Genomic DNA, 21,890 nt, shown 5'->3' with positions numbered 1-21,890 from the left:
AAGGGCGGACGGGTCAGTCGATCCGCTCGCCCTTCTTCACCCGGTAGCTCGGCTTGTACATGGTGACGAGTTCTTCCGCCGCCGTCGGATGAACGGCCATGGTGCGGTCGAACGCGTCCTTGTCCAGGCCGGCCTTGATCGGGATGGCGAGAAGTTGCGCCATCTCGCCGGCATCGGGCCCCAATATGTGCGCGCCGAGCACCTTGCGCGTGGCGGCGTCCACCACCAGTTTCATCAGCATCTTCTCGCGCCTGCCGGACAAGGTGTGGCGCATCGGCCGGAACGAAGCCCGGTATATCTCCAGTTCGGCGAAGCGCTTGCCCGCCTCGTCCTCGGAAAGCCCGACGGTGCCGATTTCGGGCTGCGAGAACACAGCCGTGGCGATGGTGTCGTGGTCGGGCGCGGTCGGATTGTCCTTGAACGCGGTCTCGACGAAGCACATCGCCTCGTGGATCGCCACCGGCGTCAGTTGCACGCGGTTGGTTACGTCGCCCACCGCCCAGATATTGTTGACACTGGTGCGCGAATAGGCATCGACCTCCACGGCGCCGAGCTTGTCCAGCTTCACGCCCGCCGCCTCGAGGCCGAAGTTTTCCGTGTTGGGGACACGCCCCAGCGACAGCAGCACCTGCCCCGCGACCAGCTTCTTGCCGTCGTTCGTCAGCACATCGAGTTGGCCGTCGCTCCGCTTGCTGACCACTTCGATCAGCGTCTGGCACAGGATGCGAATGCCCTTGGCTTCCATCGCCTCGTGAAGGCCGCGGCGGAGATCCATGTCGAAGCGGCTGAGGATTTCCATTCCGCGATAGACGACCGTGGTTTCGACGCCGAGCCCGTGCAGGATATTGGCGAACTCGATGGCGATATAGCCGGCGCCCTCGATCACGATGGCCTTCGGCAGTTCTTCGAGATGGAACATCTCGTTCGAGGTCACGCACAGTTCATGACCGGACAGGGAGGGATGCGCCGCGGGCCGCCCGCCCGTGGCGATGAGAATCTGATCGGCGGTCACGGTTCGACCCTCGGCTTCCAGCCGCACCGTGTGCCGGTCCACCAGGACTGCGCGCGACTGGAAGGTCTCGCCGCCCGCACCCTGGATGTTCTTTTTGTAGAGCCCTTCCAGCCGCGCGATCTCGCGGTCCTTGTTGGCAACCAGCGTCTTCCAGTCGAAGCTTGCCGGCGGAACCGTCCAGCCATAGCCGGCGGCGTCCTCGAAATGCTCGGCGAACTGCGAGGCATAGACGAACAGCTTCTTGGGCACGCAGCCGCGGATGACGCAGGTGCCGCCATACCGATATTCCTCGGCGATCCCGACACGCTTGCCGAGGGCGGCCGCCACGCGCGCCGCCCTTACCCCACCGGAGCCGCCGCCGATAACGAAAAGGTCGTAGTCATACCCGGCCATGACGGTCTCCTGAGTTATCCGGAACTGGACCTCACAGGTATGTCGTAGCCGGGAAAAAGAAAAGCCCGGTTGCCCGGGCTTTGGTTGTCGGTTCGCGAAGCCGCTACATCAATTGCCGCTGTTTTCGGCCGGGGCGGCCTCCGGCGCCGGCGCGGCAGGCGCCGTGCTGCCCACCGCCTTCTGCAGCGCTTCGCCGACCTGCTGGGCGAGGTCGCGGGCGATGCCGTTCTGCCAGATGTCGGCGGCCTTCACCAGTTCGCCGCTGACCTTGGGGCCGTCCTTCAGCAGCTTCTTGCCGGCGTCGGATGCGTAGAACGCGGCGATCGCCTTGAGGTCCTCTTCGGAAAACACCTTCGCATAGGCAAGGGCGGCTTCCTTCTCGAGGTCGGAGCGGCGCGCGGCCAGCGCCAGCGCCTTCTCACTTACGGTGCTGGTGATCAGCGCCTGCAGGTCGGGGTTCTTCTGGATCAGCTGCTGTTCCAGCGCGCCCGCGGCGCTCGGCAGGATGCCGTCGAACGAATCGGTCGCATGGATGGCGGCAATGGCGTCGCGCGCGGCCTGCAGGTGTGTTTCGGAAACTTCCTGGGAAAAAGCCGGCGACGAGAGGGCAAGCACGGCCGAAGCCGCGACGACGGCGAAAAGGCGGCGGGCCGGTTTATGCAGCATCATAGTCGGTAAAGCTCCCTGTTATCGAACAACGGCATGGATTATTTCGGCACCGCCGTCGCTGGCGATAACGGCGGCCGATGCCAGTCCGATGAAAAGACCGTGCTCGACCACCCCCGGAATGGCGTGGAGAACATTCGAAAGCGCTCTTGTATCCGGAATGCGGCCAAAAGATGCATCGAGGATAAAATGCCCATTGTCTGTAACAAAAGGCTGGTCGCCCGTCATCCTCAATGTGAGAGGTCCGGAAAGCCCCAGTTCGGCAGCGCCCACACGGATCGCGATCTCGGTCGCGCGCAGGCCGAAGCGGTTGACCTCGATCGGCAGCGGGAACTTGCCCAGCACGTCGACCACCTTGGAGCGGTCGGCGATGACGATCATGCGCTCGGAAGCCGCCGCCACGATCTTTTCGCGCAGCAGCGCCCCGCCGCCGCCCTTGATGAGGCTGAGTTCGGGATCGATCTCGTCGGCGCCGTCGATGGTAAGATCGAGCTCGGGCGTCTCTTCGAGCGTTGACAAGGGAACGCCCAGTTCCCGGCACAGCGCCGCGGTTCTCTCCGAGGTCGGCACCCCGATGACGGAAAGGCCGCCCGCGACCCGCTCGGCCAGCAGCCGCACGAAGGCCTCGGCGGTCGAGCCGGTGCCGATGCCGAGCTTCATGCCGTCGCTCACATGCGTGAGCGCGACACGTGCGGCCTCGATTTTCAGTTGCGCAGCATCCATGCCTTCACGTGCCCCAAACCACCCGGAATCCTAAACGGTGTCGGCTCCTAGCATTTTTGCCACACGGATCAAAGGCCCGCCCTGCCCGATCCGTGCTTCGACTTGCCTGAAACGGCCCCAGCGGCTATCGCCTCGCCTTGAAGAATAAGGACAGGATGAACCATGACGCGCCCGATCATTGTTTTCGACCTGGACGGTACGCTGATCGATACCGCGCCGGATCTGCTGGAAAGCCTCAACCACAGCCTGGCGACCGGCCCCATCCCGGCCGTCGACAGCGCCGGCTTCAAGCGCTTCGTCGGGCACGGTGGCCGCATCATGATCGAGCGCGCCTACCGCGAACACGAGGTGGAACTGCCCCTCGACGAGCATGATCGGCTGTTTGACCTGTTCATCGACCACTACAACATCAACATTCCGGGCAAATCGCGCCCCTATCCCGGCGTCGTCGCCGCCCTCGATCGCTTCAAAGAGGCCGGCTACCTGCTGGCGGTGTGCACCAACAAGCACGAGGTGCCGGCCAAGGCTCTGCTGACTGCGCTCGGGCTGGACAAATATTTCGCCGCCATCACCGGCCAGGACACGTTCGCCTTCCGCAAGCCGGACCCGCGCCACCTGACCGAGACGATCGCGCTGGCCGGCGGCGACCCGGAGCGCGCGGTGATGGTCGGCGATTCGCAGACCGACATCGATACCGCGAAGGCCGCCGGCATCCCGGTCGTCGCCGACGACTTCGGCTACACCGACCGCCATGTGCGCGAGTTCGAACCCACGAAAATCATCTCGCATTTCGACGAACTGACCGTGGATCTCGCCGAACAGCTCATTGCGGCCGCACATGGACGGGCGGCAGTGGCCTGAACATTTCGGACGGTAGTTGACTTCGATGGCGCGCCTCCCTTATATCGCGGCGCGCTTGGCCTTCGGGCAACGAGCGGGCGATTAGCTCAGCGGGAGAGCACACCCTTCACACGGGTGGGGTCGCAGGTTCAATCCCTGCATCGCCCACCATCCGCTCATAAATCGGCAGGACAGCTTTTACGGCCTCTGGAACACGCAGAGCGGCAGCCTCCGCGCGTAATCCTCCGCGCATGCAACTGTCGGCGAAATACGGAATCACTGCGGCCACTATGGGACACAGGCGGCCTATGAAGGAGCCCGACCGAGCAGCCGGGCTCCCGGGATTTAGCATGACGACATCAGGGCGAAGCGTCCTTACTGGTTAGCTCGGACCGCTACTTGTGGCCGCCACCATGGCTGGTGCCGCCATTCCCGTTGTCGATTCCACCGTTTCCGCTACCGGGGCCGCTGCCGCCGTTGTCCCCGCCACCATTGCCGGTATTGCCATTGTTGCCGTTCCCGTTACCGGGTCCGTCACCCGCCTGGCCGTGGTGGTTGCCGTTGTTGCCGGCACCGCCGGTATCTCCGCCACCGCCGCCCGTGGCGCCCCCACCGTTGCCGCCGTCACCCGTTACGCCACCGCCGCTGCCGCCATTGCCGCCGCTACCACCGGTACCCCCGCCCCTGTTGCCACCGCCGCCTGTACCGCTACCACTACCGCCGTTGCCTCCGGTGGTTCCACCGCCTGTACCGCCGCCGCCAGTAGTCCCGCCGCCGGCACCGCCGCCAGTATTGCCGGCGCCACTCCCGTGGTGCCCGCCGGCCCCGTTATTGTTACCGCCGGGGTCCTGGTTACTTGCAAGAGAGGTCGAAGCCGTCGCATTGCACAGCGTATCTGCATGAGGAAACTGTTTCTGGAACCGGGCCAGCGCCGATGAAGACCCGGACTCCAATATCGAAGCGCAGGTTCTCGTGAGTTCCGCTCGACTATGCTCCGGCTTTCCCACTGCAGACATCGCGTTATTTGGGATGACAATGCCGTAGCCAAGCGTAAGAGCTGCGGAAAACGTGGTTACTTGCATTGCCTTCATTACATTCGTCAGAGGGACATCATAGCCACCCTTTTTCTCAATAGATAAGAGCCCACCATGCATAAATGCCAACGATGCTTATCGTTAACACTGCATTAACCGATGTAATGAAGAGATTTGGTCAAATTTTCTGCTACACGCGGCAGTCGCGACAATTTGATCGGCATAGTCCAGGTTAGAGGCCAGCCGATATTTCTGCGGGTAGCGCCCGAGCCAGGGCGGGTCGCTTAACCGAAATTTAATGTAGATGGGGAAGAATTTTAGAATCTTCTAATTCTTATCGGCCTGGCCATCTGAACCTTCGTTTCCGCACAGGAGCATCGACTGAACTGCTATGACGACCGGCGGACGACCATGAGGTTTACCAGGGCAGCAGCCCTACTCGCACCGGCGCTTCTGGTCCTGGCTGCCGTTTCCGCTGCCAACGCCAAAGATATAGCCTCTAAAGACGGAGCGAGCCCGAGGGCAGAAGTCGTCATCCGCGACGATAGCGGTGGCTATGTGGTTGGTTATGCGATGCGCGCGGCGCAACTCAAGCGCAGCGAAACTCACGTTCGATTTGCCGGGCGTTGCGATTCCGCCTGTACGATCTATCTCGGATTGCCAAAAAGCAGCTTATGCCTGGAGCGCGGCGCTTATTTCCGGTTTCATCGACCGTCCGCGAATTCCGCGGCAACCGTTTCAGAAGCCACCCGCTTCATGATGCAAAACTATCCGTCCTGGGTACGCCAGTGGATTGCCGACAGCGGCGGCCTGACGAGTTCCCTGAAGACGATGGATTTCAGCTACGCCAGCCGGTATCTCCCGCTCTGCACCGATATCTGATCCATCGGGCGGCACCGTCGACGCCGGCCGTCACGTTGCCGGCAGGCGCACGGATTCGGTGGCCGCGATCGCTTCCTTGAGCCTCGCGTCGCGGTCGTAGACATCCGCAAAATACTCGATCTTGCCGGACTTGTCCGGCCACGCGGTGAAATAGGCCACATAGACCGGAATCTTGCGCGTGACCTTCTCGCTCGAGTGCCCCTTCTTCAGCTTGTCGGCGACGTAATCGACCGAGGTGCCGAGGACGGCGGCGGCCATGCCGCGCGGATCCTGCAACCGCACGCAGCCATGGCTGAGCGCGCGGTTGTCGCGCTGGAAAAATGACTTCTGCGGCGTGTCGTGCATGTAGATGGCATGCTTGTTCGGGAACAGGATCTTCAGTTCACCGAGCGCATTGGCCTCGCTGGGCGCCTGGCGCACGCTGAACGGCACCTTCGATCCGTACTGGCTCCAGTCGATGGCGGAGGACGGCACGCGCTTGCCCTGCGCGTTGGTCACCTCGTAGCCGGACCGGTCGAGATAACCGGGGTCGCTGCGCAGCCGCGGCAGCATCTCGTTGACGATGATCGACTGCGGCACGCCCCAGTAGGGGTTATAGTCGACCTGCTCGATCTCGTCGTAGAAGAAACTCGTCTGGTTGGTGACCCTGCCGATGACGGCGCGCGTCTTCAACTTTTCCTCGCCCCCTTCGATATAGCTGGCGGTAAAGGCCGGCTGGTTGATGAAGACGCGGGTGCTGCCGAGGTCCGAAGGCAGCCAGCGCAATTCCTCCAGCGCATACTGGACCTTGGCCAGCCTGTCGGCCTTCGAATTGCCGGCAAGCGCGGCAACCGTCCGCGGCCCGACGACGCCATCCGGCTTCAGCCCGGCCTTCTTCTGCGCCGCCTCGATGACAGGGACCAGTTCCGGCACATAGGTGTCGCTGGCGCCGAACTTGAGCAACACCTCGCTGTAGTCCCCACCCGCCTCGTCCGCGAGGTCGCGCCCGATCAGCGTCAACAGTTTCGGCAGTTCGGTACTCGTCTCGCCCGGCTTCAGGAGCAGTTTCGGATCGACGACGATCTCGTTTTCGGCGCTGGCCTCCAGCGCTTCAAGCTCGACGCGCAGCGCCTGGTATTCGGGGTTCTGCGGGTGGCGCGATTCAAGGTAGGTGCGCACCTCATGGGTGTGCGCGAGCGTGTTCAGGACGCCCTGCAGGTCGAGCGGCTTGGCTGGAAAGTCGTAGTAGGCCGAGATGCGGTTGGGGTCGATCCGCCCGTTCTGCGCATCGCGGACATAGCGCAGCACCCGCGCCGAAAGCGCCATCTCGAAACGGATGAGCTGCTTCTGCCGCTCGGTGGCGTCGACGCCCACGACTTCCGCCGGGGGAACGTCTACCGTGTAGTCCAGCGGGTTGAGCCCGTACGTGCCGGCCTCGCCGAGAACCTTGAGCGCCTCCGAGGCGTTGGCGTTCACTGCAGCATCGCTCACCCACAGGAACGAGGGATGGGCGACGTAATAGGTCGTCAGGGCCTTGGCGATGTCGCGCTCGGCCAGCAGCTCGTAGTCGGCAAGGCCGTCAAGCGCCTGGCGAAACGCATCATTTTCGGGCGCCGTGTCGGTCTTTTCTTCGGCCGGCTGGAATGCGGCGTTCTGCGCCGCCGGCGAGTCGGTTGGCGCCGGGGCCGCCTGGCTGGCGCCGGCCAGCGCCTTGAAATCTACCGACACCAGCGAATCGGCCTTGTATTTGTTGTAGGTCGGGCTGGAAATCCTGGTAATCGGCGCCGGGGCTTTTTTCTTCGCCTGGGGCGGAGGCGGAAATTCCCCCTTCAGCTTCTGGCCGTTTCTGGGGACGCCGCCGAACAGGACGTCGAACAGGCCCTGGGCACTGGCCTGCGGCAGGCCGAGCGCCAGCAGCGCTGCCACCGAAAGCGGCACCATGACGGTTCTTTTCCTGAACGAGATCATGACTTGTCTGCTCCGCTAGAGGCTGGACTGCTGCTGGCCGGCGCGACGGACATTCAAGAACGTAACCCGCTGCTCCAGCCGGTTTCCTTCGCGGCACACGCGCCACGCCAGTCACCGTGCATCGCATGTACGACGCACCTCTCTCGATTCACACCGATTCCGTTAAGCTTTCATAAATTCTGTTGGATTTGTTGCCAAACGGCTTCACATGCGCGTGACTCGCCGGCTTCAACCGGGCCAGGTCCGGCGCACGCAAGCGCCGTGATCGTCGTCACAGGCAAAAATTCGGAACCTGCCACGGCTGAACGGGTTGTGCCTGCACAGCGTGAAGCGACGCCGTGCGTATCGTTACGCCCGTCGTTCCCCTTTCCGGTCGGGCGCGACACCTAGACAGCCTGACCGAAACATGCCTCGGCAGAATGCAGGAGGCCCTGTTGCCTGAAGCACAGGTTCGCAATTTCACGATCAACTTCGGCCCGCAGCATCCTGCCGCACATGGCGTGTTGCGCCTCGTTCTCGAACTGGACGGCGAAGTGGTGGAGCGCGTCGATCCGCACATCGGCCTACTGCACCGCGGCACGGAAAAACTCATCGAGAAGAAGACCTACCTGCAGGCCCTGCCCTATTTCGACCGGCTGGACTACGTCGCGCCGATGAACCAGGAACACGCCTTCTGCCTGGCGGCCGAGAAACTGCTCGGGTTGCCGGTACCCCGGCGCGGCCAGTTGATCAGGGTGTTGTACTGCGAGATCGGGCGGCTGCTTTCCCATCTGCTCAACGTCACCACGCAGGCGATGGACGTGGGCGCACTGACGCCGCCGCTATGGGGCTTTGCCGAGCGTGAAAAGCTCATGGTTTTCTACGAGCGGGCGTCGGGGGCGCGCATGCACGCCAACTATTTCCGCATTGGCGGCGTCCATCAGGACCTTCCGCAGCAACTCATCGACGATATCGGAAAATGGACTACCCCCTTCCTGAAGGCGCTGGACGATCTGGACGAATTGCTGACGCCCAACCGCATCTTCAAGCAGCGCAATGTCGGCATTGGGGTCATTTCGGAAGCCGACGCCTGGGCATGGGGCTTTTCCGGCGTCATGGTGCGCGGTTCGGGCGCGGCCTGGGACCTTCGCAAGTCGCAACCCTACGAATGCTATTCCGAGATGGATTTCGATATCCCGGTCGGCAAGAACGGCGACTGCTACGACCGCTACCTCGTCCGCATGGAAGAGATGCGCCAGTCGGTGCGCATCATGCGCCAATGTATCGACAAGCTGGCTGCCCCGGAGGCGAGCGGACCGGTGGCGGCGCCGAGCAACAAGATCACGCCGCCGAGACGCGCCACCATGAAGCGATCGATGGAAGCGCTGATCCATCACTTCAAGCTCTACACCGAGGGCCACCGCGTGCCGGCCGGAGAGGTCTACGCGGCGGTCGAAGCGCCCAAGGGAGAATTCGGCGTTTATCTCGTCTCGGACGGAACCAACACGCCCTACAGATGCAAGATACGCGCCCCCTCCTTCGCCCACCTGCAGGCGATGGACTATCTGTGCCGGGGCCACATGCTCGCCGATGTGGCGGCGATCATCGGCACGCTCGATATCGTCTTCGGCGAGATCGACCGATAAGGTCGACGTGCGGCGTAGCCCGGCACCCCGTGCGCCTTATAGCTGCTGCGCAAGTTCGCGCGCCAGCCGTCGCCGTTCGCGGGCGGACGTTATCTGATGCGTCTCCACAGTCACCGATCGCAGGCATGCCTTGCCCCCGACATGCTCGATCGCGAACCGGCGGGACGCGCCGATCATCATGTCCTCCGAGCCATACATGCCGATGATCGTGATCTCGAACTGGTGGATGGCGCGCCCTACCGTTGAGCCGGCGAAGGTCCGTTCGCCGGTCGCTTCGCGAACCGCATAGTCGAGGATACTTTCGAAGCTGCCCATATCGATGAGTTTTCCGGGACCTAGCGGTCCCTGGCGCGTCATATGCTTCCAGTCGGAAGGCCGCGCGGAATTCCTCAGGTCCTCGGCGTCGGAAATGAAGGTGCGGTAGTGGCCGGAAGAAGCTTCCAGGTCCACCACGACGCTTTGGATGAAGACCGCCCCTTCGCTCATGTTGGTGATGAAGCAGCGCGCGGACAAGGCACGGCCCTCGCCCCAGTTGATGATGAGCTTTGGTTTGCGCCGTCGCTGATGGCTGCGCCAGAAGATGTGCAGATACATGGACCAGATCACCAGCATGCCGATGCTGGCGCAGGCGGAGATCAAGGCAGCGTTGCTGACCAGCCATTCGTGCATGGCATTCGTGGAACCTCCTCTTGATCGTGGAGTAGCCACCGTTGCAACGGAACGTTACGGCCGCTTCGTTGGTTCCTATACATTGAGGCAGGCTCCCGGCCAGCGGGCCCCAAATCCTCAACCGAATTTCCGCAGCCATCTGAGAACGATCAGCTCGGTTCCGTCCAGCTGGCCGTTGGCCCTGAGACGCCCGGGGCGCAGGGAGCGAATATCGGCATCAAGCACGCCCCGCTCCCAATGGTCGATGACGCCCGGGTGGATATAGCATTTGCGGCAGACGGAGCGGGTGTTGCCGAGATGGCCGGCGACCGTATCGACAACCCGGTTCAGGATGCGCCTCGCCGCCGCTTTCGATGCCGGCGGCTCCTCGTCGGCCAGAAGCACGAAGGCGCGCACGGTACCAGCCCAGGTGCGAAAATGCTTGGACGTGAACTCCGCTCCCGTCGTCTCCTGGATATACGAATTGACGTCGTGAGAACTGATGCCGTGGCGTTCTCCCTGGTCATCCAGATACTGGAACAGTTGCTGGCCCGGCAGGTCCTGCGCACCCCGCACGACCTTGGCGATGCGCCTGTCCGTCAGCTTCAGGCGCCATTCCTTTCCCGCCTTGCCCTTGAACGCGAAACGGAGCGTCGATCCTCGAATTTCCACGTGCCGGTCGCGCAGGGTGGTGAGGCCGAAGCTCCGGTTGTCGCGCGCATAGGCGGCGTTGCCGACCCGGATCATGGTGTTGTCGAGAAGCCAGATCACCGATGCCAGGACCCGCTCGATCGACAGTTTGCGGCGACGCAGGTCCGCGTCGATTCGCCGGCGCAAAAGAGGCAGCGCCTCGGCGAATTCGACCAGGCTGGAGAACTTCATCTCGTCGCGGCAGGCGTACCATTGCGGATGATAGAGATATTGCTTGCGGCCGCGCTGGTCGCGGCCGGTAGCCTGCAGATGGCCGTCGGGGTCGGGCGAAATCCAGACATCCGACCACGCCGGCGGGATGGCAAGTCCACGGATACGCTCCATCGCGGCAGCGTCGCGCAGCGTTTTCCCGCCGGGCGTCAAATAGGAGAATCTGCCCGAATGCCGTTTCCGGCGAATGCCGGGCTGTTCGTCGCTGACATAAGTGAGCGAGGCCTCTCGCGCTGATTGTCGGGGCGTCGGAAACGCCGTGGAGTTGCCTTCGTCCAGCAACGTCAGCTCCGGGGTTGCTAGCTTTCGGCCTTCATGTTGCGTGCGAGTTCCAGGAGCTTTTTCCGGTCGTTGCCGTATTCTTCAATGAGCTCGCGGGCCTGCTTCGGCGACAGATCGGTATTTTCGGTCAGGAACCTCACATTCGGATTGTCGCCGCCGGGCGTGGGAAGATGCTCTTTGCTTTTGGCCATGGTGCTCTCCCGAATTGCTTCAACCTGACCGTCGTCGAGGACTTTGCGCGCGGCAGGTCAACCGACGAGGAAACGGCAAGCCGGAAGGTTGGTTCCTCCAAGCGTTGCCGCCTCCGGCCCGTGGAACCTTCGACGCCGGCCGAAATAAAGCGGAACCATCGGCTCCTGCCTTGGTTGGTCGTTATGACGCCCGGCAAGTGGGAGGCAGGAGATGCGCACCGCCAAGGAAGAATGGATCGCACAGCGAGCAGACGAGCTCTGGACCGCCGAAGGCCGCCGCCCCGAACGCGAACAGGCGTGCTGGGACAAGGCGGTTCAGGAATATGAGGCCGGCACGTCGGAAGCCCAACGAAGCCAGGTCCAGCCGGATCCGGCGACCGAGGGGGATGCCGGCGAAGCGCCCGTCCTGCCTCCGGGCGCGGCTGAGACCGAAGGCGGACCGGACGAGGCGTCCGGCGACCTGCCGGAAGAAAACGACGACAATCCCGACCAGGTGAGCGATGAGGCGCTGCCCGACGACGAGGAGGAAAAGGCCATGCGCCACGACCTCGGTGGAGCAGGCATTCGCTACGAACCTGAATAGATGGCCGGCTGCCGCCGGCGGCCAGAGAAGGATCGCGATATGGAATCCAGGATTCTCGGAGAAAATGCAGCGGAACGAACCTTCGTGCTCGTCCTCGACGAAGGCGAGGAGGCTTTCGGCGCGATCCAGAAATTCTGCACGAGCCAGCGCATTTCGGCCGCCTCCATCACCGCGATCGGTGCTTTCGCCAGCGCCAAGGTGGGATGGTTCGATTTCCAGTCGAAAACCTACCGCGAAATTCCCATCGCCGAACAATGCGAGGTCCTTAGCCTGATCGGCGACGTGGCCGCCGGTGACGACGGCCGATCCAGCCCCCACCTCCATGCCGTGCTCGGACTGCAAGACGGCGCGACGAAGGGAGGGCATTTCCTGAACGGGACCGTGCACCCGACGCTGGAAGTCGTCATACGCGAAACACCGGCCCATCTTCGGCGCCGCTTGCGCAAGAACCTCGGCATCGCCCTTATCGACCTTGGCGACTGACAGAAGCGCGTCCGGATCGAGAAAATCGGGCGCGCTTTACTTCGGCGTCTGTTGTTTCGGCACGGCTTCCGGAGGAATGACAGGCGTGGGTCCGACATCGGGTGCAGGCTCTTCGATCTGCTTGTCTCCGGTCTTGGGTGGAACGAGAACACCGTTGCAGCGGTCCAGCTTGCCCGACAGCGTCTTGTTTTCCCCGTTCTCCCGATCGGCGGCTTTGTCCTTGTCTTTCCCGGTCTGTTCGTTGGGCTGGGCCTGGCACGGGGAAGCCGGGCTCTGATCCGGCGTCTTGTCGGTGGCCTGGGCAATCGCCGAAGCACTTCCCGCGATGCAGGCCATCACGAGCGCTACGACGAAAGAAAGCCTGGGCACGCCCGGCCGGGAAAACCTGTCGACAGCCGGCAGTTCGGGCGGCACCTGTGGCGGCACTTCGCCTGGTTGCGGTCCGGGAACGGGATTAGGCGCCGGAGGGGGAACGCCGGGCGGCTCGGCGGGCTGGGGAAGATCGGGCGGAACAGGCGGTTGCGTCGGCTCCGGATCGGGAATCTCCGGTGCCGGACGCGGCGGGTCTGGAACAGGTGCGAGTACAATCATCTCAACTCTCTCGGACTCTAACCCCTGTGCACCCGATGTGTTCCCGTCAGGGCAGCAAAGAGCGGGACTGCGAGCGCAGCCAGCTGAATTACGGCAGGCACGGCCCCCTGCCCTGCTCGGTCCGCAAAAAATGGGGAACCAAGGTTGGGCGCCACGATTACCTTGGCGTCACCCTTTCAGAAAGGAGATCAAAGATGCCTACCGCAACAGGCCATACCGATGCCATTCCCGCCAGCCGCGTCATCGGCACGGACGTTTACAACACCGCCGGCGAACACATCGGCGAAATCCAGGATGTCATGCTGGAGAAGACCTCGAACGGCATCATGTTCGCCGTGGTCGGATTCGGAGGCTTCCTTGGAATCGGCGAAAAATACCACGCGATTCCGTGGGCTTCGCTGGACTACGACACGGACAAACGGGGCTATGTCGTGCCGTACAGCAAGGAGGAACTGAGGGCGGCGCCGTCCTATTCGGTCAACGAGCTGACGGAAGACGACGGCATGAAGGTGCGCAACGCCTCGTACGACTATTACAAGGCGGATCCCTACTGGCAGTAGCAAACTGGAACCTGCGACGATAATCGCGAATTGGCGCTGCCTGCCGTCCCAAGCGCCCGATCGGCAGGCAGCGTCCACCGCAGGAAGCTGCCGTCGCCCTCCGTTCGCGAACCGCACCGCCCGTTCGCCGACTACCGGAATCCAACGGGAGCCACCGAGATGAGACAAGATATCGTGACGGGAGCGAAGTTTCCCGACTACATCCTTCCCGACCATACCAGGACGCCGCGGCGACTATCGGACCTGCAGGGCGACCAGTTCATGGTCATCATGCTGACGCGCGGATTCTTCTGCCCGAAGGATCGCCAGCAGATGCTGGAACTGGTGCGCTTCCACCCGCAACTCACCGTCGGCTACACCCAGGTCGTCACCATTACCACTGACGACTGGCACACCACCAATAACTACCGCCAACAGACCTCGGCGCCCTGGCCCTTCCTGTACGACGAGGAACGGATCGTGCAGAAGGACCTGGACATCAAGGAATACACCGATACCTCGCATGACGTGATGATCCCGCACACGATCGTGCTCGGGCGGAGCCTCGAGGTCGCCAAGGTCTATAACGGCTATTACTATTGGGGCCGCCCGTCGGTTGCCGAACTGCACGCCGAATTGCGGGAACTCGCCCGGCGAACCTACAGCGACTGGGACATCACCCGACCCGAGTTGCGGAAGAAATGGCAGGAAGGCGACAAGTCCGACTTCTATCCCTACGGCAAGAACTTCATTTCGATGGAAACGCTCATGCTGCAAACGGCCGGGGCGGTGGATCAGTATGCCGGCCGGGCGAAAGGACACTGAGGCTCGCGGCCGGTTCCTTCCCGATGCAGCTTAGCGCTTCAGGTTCGGCCTGATCGTTTCGACCTCTTCCCGCGTGTTGGTATCGGGGAGTTCGCTCGGCCCCTCCGCCTTGGGGGCGGGCTCGTGCGTATCCTTGGGAGGTTTGTCCTTCGGGTTGTCACCGGCCGGCTCGTGTTTGCCAGCATCTTTCCGTTTCAGTGATTCCGGCATCGCGCAATCTCCTTACTTCCCACGCCGAGCCACCGCCCATGTTGTGATGGAACGTTACGGGCGGCCGGTTGGTTCCTATCCTGAGGCCGACCCGGCGGTGGGCGTTGGAAACCGATGGGAGAGCACGATGAAAATCAGCACATGTATGACAAGGCAGGTCCAGGTGGCCGATCCGGAACAGTCGCTTCACCAAGCCGCGAAGATGATGGACGAACTCGATGCCGGAAGCATCCCCGTGGGTGAGAACGACCGCCTGGTGGGCATGATAACCGACCGCGACATCGTCATCCGCGCAGTGGCGTTGAGCAAAGGCCCCGACACCAGCATACGCGAGGTAATGAGCCCGGACGTCATGTATTGCTACGATGACGAAGAGGTCGAGGACGTCCTCGAGAACATGGGTGACCTGCAGGTGCGGCGGCTCCCGGTCCTCAATCGGGACAAGAGGCTCGTCGGCATCGTTTCGCTTGGCGACCTCGCGAGAAACGGCGAGACGATGGAAGCCGGACAGGCCTTGAGTGGCATCTCGCAGCCCGGCGGCGAGCATTCGCAAACCGCGCATTGACGCCGGTCCGAGGCAAACGGCGATGGCCGAAGGTCCCGATCCGGAGCAGCGGCGCCAGAACATCAGCGCGCAGAACGCACGCCAGGGCGAGATCATCCTGCGCACGCGGGCCCGGCGGATCATCTTCATCGCCGGGTTGGCCGGAGCCGTCGTTCTGGCTCTGCTCGTATCTTTTTTCGGCCATGGATGAACCGGCCTGTGCCAGCGAGACGGAGGGCATAGGCCGGGGCGCAGGTATCAGGAACCCTGTGGCCGCGATCCCGTTGTCACGATGAAGGAGGCTGAAATGGACACCCCTGAGTGGCAATTGGAAAAACGTTTCTGGCTCGAAGGCGCCCCGGTCTACGAAACTCATCTGCACGAAAACGCCCTGATGATATTCCCTGAAGCCGGCATCCTCGATCGCGCGGCCGTCATCGAAAGCCTCCAGGCGGCACCCCGCTGGGAAAGTGTCGAGATGAGCGAACAGCGCACCATCCGAGGCGGGGCGTTCACCGTGCTCGCCTATGCTTCGGAAGCTCGCCGTAGAGGCGACCCGCCATACAGGGCGTTCTGTTGCTCCTCCTATATCCGCACCGACGGCGGATGGCTGATGACAAGCCACCAGGAGACGCTCCGATGACCTGAATGATGCGAATGGAGGTCTCGAGATGGCTGACGACATCGAAGAAATGGCCGGGCCCGAACTGGAGCAGGTCAAGATCATACTCAACACGCTCTATCTGTGCATCGAATACGCCGTGAAGCATGTTGCCCAGCACGAGGGAGCGCAAGCCGCCTCCGATCTCAAGGCCAGTATGCTGAAGGCGCTGAAAAGCGGCGATATCGATATGGCCCTTTTGGAAAATGCGAGGACCTTCGATCTCGTTATCCCCAAGATCGAGCAGCTTCCCTGGGACGATCCGATCGCCGAGCGGCATCGCAGATAGGCGCTTTTTCGGGCATCGGTCCCACAACCGGCGACCCGTCCGCAGCCAAAAAGCACGCGCCGGTTGACAACCCTTGGCCTGCTGAAACATCCTGCCGGTCTTTGACTGGGAGGTAGCATGACCATTTCGATCAACCGACGCACCTTTTCCATCGGCGCGGGCGCTTTCGCTCTGGCGGCTGCCGGGCTTTCGCCGGCACGCGCGCAGCAGGCGTTCTTCCGCATCGGCACCGGCGGCACGTCGGGCACCTACTATCCGGTGGGCGGCCTGATCGCGAACGGCATTTCGGCAACGGGCCCGGCCGGCGTCGAAGGCCTTGTATCGACCGCAGTGTCCTCCAACGGGTCGGTCGCCAATATCAGCGCCATCTCGTCGGGCGCTTCCGAATCGGGTTTCACGCAGTCCGACGTCGCCTACTGGGCGCATTCGGGCACCGGCCTCTACGAGGGCAAGCCCAAGGTCGAGGACCTGCGCCTCATCGCGACGCTCTATCCCGAAACGATCCATCTGGTGGCGCGCGCCGACGCCGGCATCAAGACGGTGGCGGACTTGAAGGGCAAGCGCGTCTCGCTCGACGAACCCGGCTCCGGCACCATCGTCGACGCCCGCCTCGTGCTCGGCGCCTATGGCCTGACGGAAAAGGACGTGAAGCCCGAATACCTGAAACCCGGCCCGTCCGGCGAGCGGCTGCAGGACGGCGCCATGGACGCCTATTTCTTCGTCGGCGGCTATCCGACGGGCGCCATCGTCGAACTTGCCAGCACCAACAACATCACGCTGGTGCCGATCTCAGGCCCGGAAGCCGACAAGCTTCTGGCCGAGCAGAAGTTCTTCTCCACCGACACCGTGCCGGAAGGCACCTACAAGAACGTCGGCGAGACCAAGACCATTTCGGTCGCGGCCCAGTGGGTGACCAGCGCCAAGCAGCCGGACGACCTCGTCTACAAGATCGTCAAATCGCTCTACAGCGACGAGACCCAGAAGGCGCTGCAGGCCGGCCATGCCAAGGGCAAGCTGATCACGCTCGAAAACGCGACCACCAGCGCCGGCATTCCGTTCCACCCCGGCGCGGAGAAATATTACAAGGAAGTCGGCGCCCTGAAATAGGAGCCATCCGAACCGGCTGACAACGAAGAGGCGGAAGGCGTGCTTTCCGCCTCCTTTGTCTAAAGCGTCCAGGAACCACCTCCTGAAGCGTGGCAGGCGAATCTGAAGATCGCGACGTGCTTCGTGAGTCCCCGATACGGAACCGGCTATGAGCGACGACGACAAGATCAAACTTTCGGCCATGGAGTTCGACGAGGACAAGGCTCGCGAACTGGAAGAGAAATTCGACTCCGAAATCCGCTTCCGGCCGCTGATGCCGGCCGCCGGCTGGCTGGTCGGCTTCCTCCTGGTGGCGCTGTCGCTGTTCCACTACTACACGGCCGGCTTCGGCCTGCTGCAGGAAATGATGCATCGGGGCATCCACCTGTCGATGGTATTGGCGCTGGTCTTCCTCGTCTTCCCGCTGGTGAAGAAAGGGTATGACGAGCCAGCGCAATCCAGCCTGCTCAAGCCGCTCGGCATCCCGGTTTTCGACTGGCTGCTGGCGATCGCCGCCGTGGTCGCAGTCCTGCACGTGCCCCTGATCCCGCTCGACGATCTCGCCTTCCGCGTCGGCAATCCCACGACGACCGACGTGGTGCTCGGCGTCACCCTCATCCTGCTTCTGCTTGAGGCGACGCGCCGCTCCGTCGGCATCCCGCTCCCCATCATCTCGATCGTCTTCATGGCCTATGCGCTGTTCGGGCCATACATGCCGAGCATCCTGGTGCATCCGGGCGCGTCCGTCTCGCAACTCGTCGATCATCTCTACCTGACCACGCAAGGAATTTACGGCATCGCTCTCGGCGTCGTCGCCACCTACGTCTTCCACTTCGTGCTGTTCGGCGTCTTTGCCACCCGCATCGGCCTCGGCCAGCTTTTCCTCGATTGCGCCGCCTGGGTCGCCGGCCGCTACGCTGGCGGTCCCGCCAAGGTGTCGATCTTCGGCTCGGCGCTGTTCGGCATGATCTCCGGCTCGTCGGTCGCCAACACCGTCACCGTCGGCTCGCTGACCATCCCGGCGATGATCCGTCTCGGCTACAAGAAGCACTTCGCGGCGGCCGTGGAGGCGGCGTCCTCCACCGGCGGCCAGGTGACGCCGCCGATCATGGGGGCGGCCGCCTTCCTGATGATCGAGTTCCTCGAACTGCCCTACACGACCATCATCCTGGCAGCGATCGTACCCGCCTTCATGCACTTCTTCGGCGTCTTCATGCAGGTGCATTTCGAAGCCAAGCGCACCGGCCTGCGCGGCTTGCGGCCGGACGAGATGCCCGACGTGGTCGAAGCGCTGAAACGCGACTGGCCGACGATCATCCCGCTCGTCGTCCTGATCGGCGTGCTGCTTTCCGGCTACACGCCCTACCTGGCCGCCTTCTGGGGCATCACGCTGTGTATCGCCGTCGGCCTGCTCAATCCGCGCCGGCGCATGTCGGTCGCCGATATCGTGGTGTGCCTGCGCGACGGCGCCAAATACGCGCTGGCCGTCGGCGCGGCAGCGGCCACCGTCGGCATCGTCGTGGGCGTCGTCACGCTGACCGGCGTCGGCTTCAAGCTTTCCTACATCGTCACCTCGACGGCCGGACACCTGTCGCTCCTGTTCGGCACCTTCATCCCCGACGCGATCTTCTCGACGCAGGGGCTGACGCTGCTGTTCACCCTGCTCATGACCGGGGTCGTCTGCATCCTGATGGGTTGCGGCATTCCGACGACGGCCAACTACATCATCATGGTGACGATCGCCGCGCCGGCGCTGGTCATGCTCGGCACCGAGCCGATCGTCGCCCACTTCTTCGTCTTCTATTACGGATTGCTGGCCGACATCACTCCGCCGGTGGCGCTGGCGGCCTATGCCGCCGCCGGCATGGCCGGCTCCGACCCGTTCAAGACCGGCAACACCGCCTTCCGGCTCGGCCTCGGCAAGGCGCTGGTGCCGTTCGTCTTCGTCTTCTCGCCGTCGCTGCTTCTGGTGACGAAGGACTTCACCTGGTCGAATTTCTTCCTCGCCTTCTTCGGCTGCGTGCTCGGCATCACCTGCCTGGGAGCCGCCCTGTCGCGCTATCTGCTGGTGCGCACGCGACCATGGGAAAACGCGCTTCTGGTTCTCGCCGCCTTCCTGTTGGTGGCGCCCGAACTCTATTCGTCGCTACTCGGGCTTGCGCTTGTCATCCCGGTCGCCCTGCGGCACTGGAACGCGCGGAACACGGAAGAGGCACAGCCGGCCGCCTGACGAGCGCCGCGACATGCTCGTTGCTGGCGCTTGCAGTGATTCCGATGCCCAGCTCATCCGGGCAATCATGGAAGTATCCGCATAAGCCACATGTGGCGGTTCCCAGCACCGGAAAAGTTTCCGGCTGCGATTTTGCCGTTTCGCCTAAATGACTGGTTTTATTGGTATAATGAGTGTTGGCTGGGGAACCTGGATTCGAACCAGGACTAACGGAGTCAGAGTCCGTGGGTCTACCGTTAACCTATTCCCCAAGACGGCGCCGGTGTCCGGCGCATATGATAAAACGAGGTCGACCAAGGGCCGTTCGGCGGCGCGATCTCGTTTCTGGGCTGCCTTTTATCCGCCACCGCGAAATAGTCAAGCCTTGTGCGCCGACTTCTGTACGCGCGATGCCACTATCAACCACCTTCCCCGGCGCGCCCAGAAACCCGCGGAAATGTGCCGTACCCGCGCCCTGCAGCAGATCCTGCGTGGCAGGCGACTATCTTTTTGCGGCTGGCGCTCTTGGTGATCGCGCAAGGCGCTGCTAATCTGTTGCCAACGTAAGAAATAGATGCGCACGCTGCGTCGGCAAGGCCGGTTCGCGCGGCGCCGGAAGGAACGACAGTGGAAGACCGCGACTCCGGCGCAGGTGCGTCGGCGCCAGGCGTGTCGAGCGGTTTGCCGAAGCCTCCGGGCGGCGGAATTCCATCTGCGGCATCGCCTGCGGACCAGATTGCAGCCCCCTCGCCCGCAAACGGGTCGGCGGGCGAGCGCAATCACGAACCCAAGAAAAGGCGGCGGAAGCGAAAGCGAGGCCGGAAGGTTTTTGCGCGCGGCGAATCGCCTTCGGCGCGTGGGCCCGCCAATGAAGCCCCGGCAGCCAAGCTGGCCGAACACCCGGCGCCGGCAGCAGCCAAGGCGGTGCCCGGTCCCGCCCCTGGCCGACCCTCATCCGGCCGGCCGCCGGTGCCCGCACAGGAACTCCCGGTCTTTGCCGCGCTCGATCTCGGCACCAATAACTGCCGCCTGCTCGTCGCCGTGCCGACGCGCTACGGGCAGTTTCGCGTCATCGACGCCTTTTCGCGCATTGTACGGCTGGGCGAAGGCCTGTCGTCGAGCGGCAGGCTGGGGGACGCTGCGATGGACCGCGCCGTCGAGGCACTGAAGGTCTGCGGAGACAAGCTCGCGCACCGCAAGATCAAGCGGGCACGGCTGATCGCCACCGAGGCGTGCCGTTCGGCAGCGAACGGCGAAGCCTTCATCGGCCGAGTCAAGCGCGAGGCCGGCCTCGATCTCGAAGTCATCGACCGCCAGACGGAGGCGCGGCTCGCCGTGTCGGGATGCGGCTCGCTGATCGAGAGGGACACGCAAGGGGTGGTCCTGTTCGACATCGGCGGCGGTTCTTCCGAAATCGCGCTCATCGACCTGACCGGCCGCCGCTCGCCGCGGCTCGCCAACCACATCGTCTCCTGGACCTCGCTGCCGGTCGGCGTCGTCTCGCTGGCCGAACGCTTCGGCGGCCGCGCCGTTACCCGAGAAATCTTCGCCGCAATGGTCGACGATGTCGCCACCCATCTCAAGGCCTTCGAAGGACGCGACCGCCTGAAGCATGTCGTCGCCGGCTCGAAATTCCACCTGCTCGGCACGTCCGGCACGGTCACGACCCTTGCCGGCGTGCATCTCGACCTCGAGCGTTACGATCGCCGCCGCGTCGACGGGCTGTGGATGGACCGCGACAGCGTCGATGCCATGGTCGAGCGGCTGATCGGCTGGGATTTCCAGCAGCGCGTCGCCAATCCCTGCATCGGCGCCGACCGCGCCGACCTGGTGCTCGCCGGCTGCGCCATTCTCGAAGCGATCCGCGCCGTGTGGCCGGCCGAACGCCTCCGGGTCGCCGATCGCGGCCTGCGCGAGGGCATCTTGAGCGAACTGATGGCGGACGATGGCGCCTGGCGCAATCGCTGGCGGGGTGGCTACCGGCAATGACCAAGAAACCTGGAACCTCCACGTCGGCCGGCATGCGCGTCATGCGAACGCGCGTAAAGAAGAAGAGCGGCCTGAAGGAATCGTCGCGGCGCTGGCTGGAGCGTCACATGAACGATCCCTATGTCCAGCGCTCCAAGGCCGACGGCTACCGGTCGCGCGCGGCCTACAAGCTGATCGAGATCGACGACCGCTACCAGTTGCTCAAGCCCGGCATGAAGGTCATCGACCTCGGCGCGGCACCGGGCGGCTGGTGCCAGGTGGCGGCGGCGCGCACCGGCTCGACGGCGGAAAAGCCGCATGTCGTCGGCATCGACTATCTCGGCATGGATGCGGTTCCCGGCGCGGTCGTGCTGGAGATGGATTTCCTGGACGACGCGGCCCCTGCCCGGCTGATGGAAGCGCTCAGCGGCGAACCGGACGTGGTGCTGTCCGACATGGCGGCACCGACCACGGGACACCGGCGAACCGACCACCTGCGCACCGAGCATCTGTGCGAGGTCGCGGCCGACTTCGCCATTTCCGTCCTGAAGCCCGGCGGCCATTTCCTGTCGAAGACGTTCCAGGGCGGCACGGAGCACGAAGTGCTGGCGCTGCTGAAAAAGCACTTCCGTTCCGTGCATCACGTCAAGCCGCCGGCCTCGCGCGAGGAATCGGTCGAGCTTTACCTGCTGGCCAAGGATTTCAAGGGCCGCGCATCGTCGGACGCCGAGTAGCCGG

At 63.5% G+C, this 21,890-nt stretch carries 25 protein-coding genes and 2 tRNA genes; 17 read left to right on the top strand and 10 right to left on the bottom strand.

Annotated features, from left to right (window positions below; all coding sequences use genetic code 11):
- Positions 1–13: 13 nt before the first annotated feature.
- The 3 genes from gor to rpiA form a co-directional block, all read right to left on the bottom strand.
- Positions 14–1,405, bottom strand: coding sequence for a glutathione-disulfide reductase (gor, locus tag ACFOHJ_RS02740; protein ID WP_378218275.1), 1,392 nt, complete (start codon positions 1,403–1,405; stop codon positions 14–16).
- A 108-nt stretch (positions 1,406–1,513) separates the two neighbouring features.
- Positions 1,514–2,074, bottom strand: coding sequence for a DUF2059 domain-containing protein (locus ACFOHJ_RS02735; RefSeq protein WP_378218273.1), 561 nt, complete (start codon positions 2,072–2,074; stop codon positions 1,514–1,516).
- A gap of 18 nt (positions 2,075–2,092) precedes the next feature.
- Entirely contained in the window at positions 2,093–2,794 is a 702-nt protein-coding gene (gene rpiA, locus ACFOHJ_RS02730) for a ribose-5-phosphate isomerase RpiA (protein ID WP_378218271.1), read from the bottom strand.
- Between the two features lie 162 nt (positions 2,795–2,956).
- Between rpiA and ACFOHJ_RS02725 the strand changes: the two genes are divergently transcribed.
- The 4 genes from ACFOHJ_RS02725 (at position 2,957) to ACFOHJ_RS02710 (ending at position 5,550) form a co-directional block, all read left to right on the top strand.
- Positions 2,957–3,655: a phosphoglycolate phosphatase gene (locus tag ACFOHJ_RS02725; protein ID WP_378218269.1), complete on the top strand. Its 699-nt coding sequence runs from the start codon at positions 2,957–2,959 to the stop codon at positions 3,653–3,655.
- Between the two features lie 75 nt (positions 3,656–3,730).
- Positions 3,731–3,805 (top strand) — tRNA-Val (locus tag ACFOHJ_RS02720).
- Between the two features lie 242 nt (positions 3,806–4,047).
- Positions 4,048–4,572, top strand: coding sequence for a hypothetical protein (locus ACFOHJ_RS02715; RefSeq protein ID WP_378218267.1), 525 nt, complete (start codon positions 4,048–4,050; stop codon positions 4,570–4,572).
- 507 nt (positions 4,573–5,079) lie between these two features.
- The gene (locus tag ACFOHJ_RS02710; protein ID WP_378218265.1) at positions 5,080–5,550 is read left to right on the top strand and encodes a hypothetical protein; all 471 of its coding nucleotides are present in this window, start codon (positions 5,080–5,082) and stop codon (positions 5,548–5,550) included.
- A gap of 30 nt (positions 5,551–5,580) precedes the next feature.
- Here ACFOHJ_RS02710 and ACFOHJ_RS02705 read toward each other — a convergent pair whose 3' ends face one another.
- The gene (locus ACFOHJ_RS02705) at positions 5,581–7,497 is read right to left on the bottom strand and encodes a L,D-transpeptidase family protein (RefSeq protein WP_378218263.1); all 1,917 of its coding nucleotides are present in this window, start codon (positions 7,495–7,497) and stop codon (positions 5,581–5,583) included.
- A 419-nt stretch (positions 7,498–7,916) separates the two neighbouring features.
- Here ACFOHJ_RS02705 and ACFOHJ_RS02700 point away from each other — a divergent pair, with 419 nt between their 5' ends.
- Positions 7,917–9,122, top strand: a complete 1,206-nt coding sequence (locus ACFOHJ_RS02700) for an NADH-quinone oxidoreductase subunit D (RefSeq protein ID WP_378218261.1) — start codon at positions 7,917–7,919, stop codon at positions 9,120–9,122.
- Between the two features lie 36 nt (positions 9,123–9,158).
- Here the strand turns inward: ACFOHJ_RS02700 and ACFOHJ_RS02695 are convergent, their stop codons facing one another.
- From ACFOHJ_RS02695 to ACFOHJ_RS02685, 3 genes are all read right to left on the bottom strand, one after another.
- Complete coding sequence (locus tag ACFOHJ_RS02695; protein WP_378218258.1) at positions 9,159–9,791, bottom strand: hypothetical protein; 633 nt, start codon at positions 9,789–9,791, stop codon at positions 9,159–9,161.
- Positions 9,792–9,908: 117 nt separating this feature from the next.
- Positions 9,909–10,979, bottom strand: a complete 1,071-nt coding sequence (locus ACFOHJ_RS02690) for a DNA topoisomerase IB (RefSeq protein WP_378218403.1) — start codon at positions 10,977–10,979, stop codon at positions 9,909–9,911.
- An 11-nt stretch (positions 10,980–10,990) separates the two neighbouring features.
- Complete coding sequence (locus ACFOHJ_RS02685; RefSeq protein WP_378218256.1) at positions 10,991–11,164, bottom strand: hypothetical protein; 174 nt, start codon at positions 11,162–11,164, stop codon at positions 10,991–10,993.
- A 211-nt stretch (positions 11,165–11,375) separates the two neighbouring features.
- On the opposite strand from ACFOHJ_RS02685, the gene ACFOHJ_RS02680 reads away from it, so the two are divergent.
- Entirely contained in the window at positions 11,376–11,747 is a 372-nt protein-coding gene (locus ACFOHJ_RS02680; RefSeq protein ID WP_378218254.1) for a hypothetical protein, read from the top strand.
- Positions 11,748–11,786: 39 nt separating this feature from the next.
- Positions 11,787–12,230 carry a PPC domain-containing DNA-binding protein gene (locus ACFOHJ_RS02675; protein WP_378218252.1) on the top strand — a complete coding sequence of 148 codons (444 nt, stop codon included), beginning with the start codon at positions 11,787–11,789 and terminating at the stop codon, positions 12,228–12,230.
- Positions 12,231–12,266: 36 nt separating this feature from the next.
- Here the strand turns inward: ACFOHJ_RS02675 and ACFOHJ_RS02670 are convergent, their stop codons facing one another.
- A complete protein-coding gene (locus tag ACFOHJ_RS02670; RefSeq protein ID WP_378218250.1) occupies positions 12,267–12,821 on the bottom strand; it encodes a hypothetical protein in 555 nt (184 codons plus the stop codon).
- 194 nt (positions 12,822–13,015) lie between these two features.
- Here ACFOHJ_RS02670 and ACFOHJ_RS02665 point away from each other — a divergent pair, with 194 nt between their 5' ends.
- Together ACFOHJ_RS02665 and ACFOHJ_RS02660 are read left to right on the top strand one after the other, a co-directional pair.
- Positions 13,016–13,381, top strand: coding sequence for a PRC-barrel domain-containing protein (locus ACFOHJ_RS02665; protein WP_378218248.1), 366 nt, complete (start codon positions 13,016–13,018; stop codon positions 13,379–13,381).
- A gap of 159 nt (positions 13,382–13,540) precedes the next feature.
- Positions 13,541–14,185, top strand: a complete 645-nt coding sequence (locus tag ACFOHJ_RS02660; RefSeq protein WP_378218246.1) for a redoxin domain-containing protein — start codon at positions 13,541–13,543, stop codon at positions 14,183–14,185.
- A gap of 30 nt (positions 14,186–14,215) precedes the next feature.
- Here ACFOHJ_RS02660 and ACFOHJ_RS02655 read toward each other — a convergent pair whose 3' ends face one another.
- Positions 14,216–14,395, bottom strand: coding sequence for a hypothetical protein (locus tag ACFOHJ_RS02655; RefSeq protein ID WP_378218243.1), 180 nt, complete (start codon positions 14,393–14,395; stop codon positions 14,216–14,218).
- 127 nt (positions 14,396–14,522) lie between these two features.
- Between ACFOHJ_RS02655 and ACFOHJ_RS02650 the strand changes: the two genes are divergently transcribed.
- The 6 genes from ACFOHJ_RS02650 (at position 14,523) to ACFOHJ_RS02625 (ending at position 19,205) form a co-directional block, all read left to right on the top strand.
- The gene (locus ACFOHJ_RS02650) at positions 14,523–14,960 is read left to right on the top strand and encodes a CBS domain-containing protein (RefSeq protein WP_378218242.1); all 438 of its coding nucleotides are present in this window, start codon (positions 14,523–14,525) and stop codon (positions 14,958–14,960) included.
- Positions 14,961–14,982: 22 nt separating this feature from the next.
- Positions 14,983–15,150, top strand: a complete 168-nt coding sequence (locus ACFOHJ_RS02645) for a peptide ABC transporter permease (protein ID WP_378218239.1) — start codon at positions 14,983–14,985, stop codon at positions 15,148–15,150.
- A gap of 96 nt (positions 15,151–15,246) precedes the next feature.
- Positions 15,247–15,582 (top strand): nuclear transport factor 2 family protein, encoded by a 336-nt coding sequence (locus ACFOHJ_RS02640; protein WP_378218237.1) that lies wholly within the window; start codon positions 15,247–15,249, stop codon positions 15,580–15,582.
- Between the two features lie 28 nt (positions 15,583–15,610).
- Positions 15,611–15,889, top strand: coding sequence for a hypothetical protein (locus tag ACFOHJ_RS02635; RefSeq protein ID WP_378218236.1), 279 nt, complete (start codon positions 15,611–15,613; stop codon positions 15,887–15,889).
- A 117-nt stretch (positions 15,890–16,006) separates the two neighbouring features.
- On the top strand, positions 16,007–16,996 hold the full coding sequence (locus tag ACFOHJ_RS02630) for a TAXI family TRAP transporter solute-binding subunit (protein ID WP_378218234.1): 990 nt from the start codon (positions 16,007–16,009) through the stop codon (positions 16,994–16,996).
- Between the two features lie 148 nt (positions 16,997–17,144).
- A complete protein-coding gene (locus ACFOHJ_RS02625) occupies positions 17,145–19,205 on the top strand; it encodes a TRAP transporter permease (RefSeq protein ID WP_378218232.1) in 2,061 nt (686 codons plus the stop codon).
- Positions 19,206–19,382: 177 nt separating this feature from the next.
- Here ACFOHJ_RS02625 and ACFOHJ_RS02620 read toward each other — a convergent pair.
- Positions 19,383–19,456: transfer RNA gene (locus ACFOHJ_RS02620), tRNA-Gln, on the bottom strand.
- 298 nt (positions 19,457–19,754) lie between these two features.
- Here ACFOHJ_RS02620 and ACFOHJ_RS02615 point away from each other — a divergent pair.
- Both ACFOHJ_RS02615 and ACFOHJ_RS02610 read left to right on the top strand, forming a co-directional pair.
- On the top strand, positions 19,755–21,173 hold the full coding sequence (locus tag ACFOHJ_RS02615) for a Ppx/GppA phosphatase family protein (RefSeq protein ID WP_378218401.1): 1,419 nt from the start codon (positions 19,755–19,757) through the stop codon (positions 21,171–21,173).
- On the top strand, positions 21,170–21,886 hold the full coding sequence (locus ACFOHJ_RS02610) for an RlmE family RNA methyltransferase (protein WP_378218230.1): 717 nt from the start codon (positions 21,170–21,172) through the stop codon (positions 21,884–21,886). Before ACFOHJ_RS02615 ends, ACFOHJ_RS02610 begins: the two co-directional genes overlap by 4 nt.
- Positions 21,887–21,890 lie beyond the last annotated feature (4 nt).

Source organism: Aquamicrobium soli, assembly GCF_042646345.1.
Classification (GTDB): Bacteria; Pseudomonadota; Alphaproteobacteria; order Rhizobiales; family Rhizobiaceae; genus Mesorhizobium; species Mesorhizobium soli_A.
This window is presented reverse-complemented; position numbering and strand designations above follow the sequence as displayed.